1 protein-coding gene is annotated in these 1,621 nt (G+C 46.2%); it reads left to right on the top strand.

Going from position 1 to position 1,621, the window contains the following annotated elements; translation table 11 throughout:
* On the top strand, window positions 1-1,621 hold a 1,621-nt coding region (locus E5983_RS08990; RefSeq protein WP_202056746.1), incomplete at both ends, for a YPDG domain-containing protein.

The raw sequence follows: 1,621 nt of genomic DNA, 5'->3' as shown, positions 1-1,621 counted from the left end.
ACGCTTGACCCTGCCTATGAAGATAAGAATGTCGTTCCAGGAACCCCTGCAACCTCAACACCGGCCTTGACTGACAAAGCCGGCAATCCAGCAACGGCTCCAAGCGGCACTCAGTTTACGATTGCACCTGGTTTCACAGCTCCAGAGGGTTATACTGTAACAATTGACGAAACTACAGGTGTAGTTACTGTTACAGCTCCGGAGTCACCAACAGCAACAACAGCTGAAACAGTAGAAGTCCCAGTTGTTGTAACTTATCCAGATGCTTCTGTTGATCAGGTTACAGCTAACTTCTTCTTGGATACAGACGGTGACAATACTCCGGATAAGGATGATACGGATGACGATAACGACGGTATCCCAGACACAAACGAGGGAACTGATGGAACTAATCCGAAGAATCCAAACTCAGCTGCTTCTTCAATCAGCCCAATTGATGATCAAACTGTAGAATTGGGGAATCCAATCAAGGACATTCCAGTTGAGGCACAAAAGGTTCCAACTGGAGGTTCACTCAAGGTTGAAGGTCTACCAGAAGGTGTAAGCTTCGATCCAACTACCAAAACAGTTTCAGGAACTCCGACAAAAGTTGGTGAAAGTACGGCAACTGTAACCGTTCTTGATAAAGATGGCAATCCTGTTAAAGATGCTCAAGGTAACCCAGTTACAGAAGAATTCAAGATTACTGTGACTGAGTCCGTGAAAACAGCAGATACGCTTGACCCTGCCTATGAAGACAAGAATGTCGTTCCAGGAACCCCTGCAACCTCAACACCGGCCTTGACTGACAAAGCCGGCAATCCAGCAACGGCTCCAAGCGGCACTCAGTTTACGATTGCACCTGGTTTCACAGCTCCAGAGGGTTATACTGTAACAATTGACGAAACTACAGGTGTAGTTACTGTTACAGCTCTGGAGTCACCAACAGCAACAACAGCTGAAACAGTAGAAGTCCCAGTTGTTGTAACTTATCCAGATGCTTCTGTTGATCAGGTTACAGCTAACTTCTTCTTGGATACAGACGGTGACAATACTCCGGATAAGGATGATACGGATGACGATAACGACGGTATCCCAGACACAAACGAGGGAACTGATGGAACTAATCCGAAGAATCCAAACTCAGCTGCTTCTTCAATCAGCCCAATTGATGATCAAACTGTAGAATTGGGGAATCCAATCAAGGACATTCCGGTTGAGGCACAAAAGGTCCCAACTGGAGGTTCACTCAAGGTTGAAGGTCTACCAGAAGGTGTAAGCTTCGATCCAACTACCAAAACAGTTTTAGGAACTCCAACAAAAGTTGGTGAAAGTACGGCAACTGTAACCGTTCTTGATAAAGATGGCAATCCTGTTAAAGACGCTCAAGGTAACCCAGTTACAGAAGAGTTCAAGATTACTGTGACTGAAAACCCAAGCCAGGCAGACAGTAACCAACCAAGTCCAGCTGATCAAACCGTTACCGTTGGTGAAACTCCATCAGCTGAGAAGTCTGTCTCTAACCTAGGCGACCTTCCAACAGGTACTACGGTAGCGTTTGAAAACCCAGTAGACACAAGCACAGCAGGAGATAAACCAGCGACAGTCCTTGTGACCTACCCAGATGGTTCGCAAGATAAGG

Source organism: Streptococcus danieliae, assembly GCF_009767945.1.
Taxonomy (GTDB): Bacteria; Bacillota; Bacilli; order Lactobacillales; family Streptococcaceae; genus Streptococcus; species Streptococcus danieliae.
This window is presented reverse-complemented; position numbering and strand designations above follow the sequence as displayed.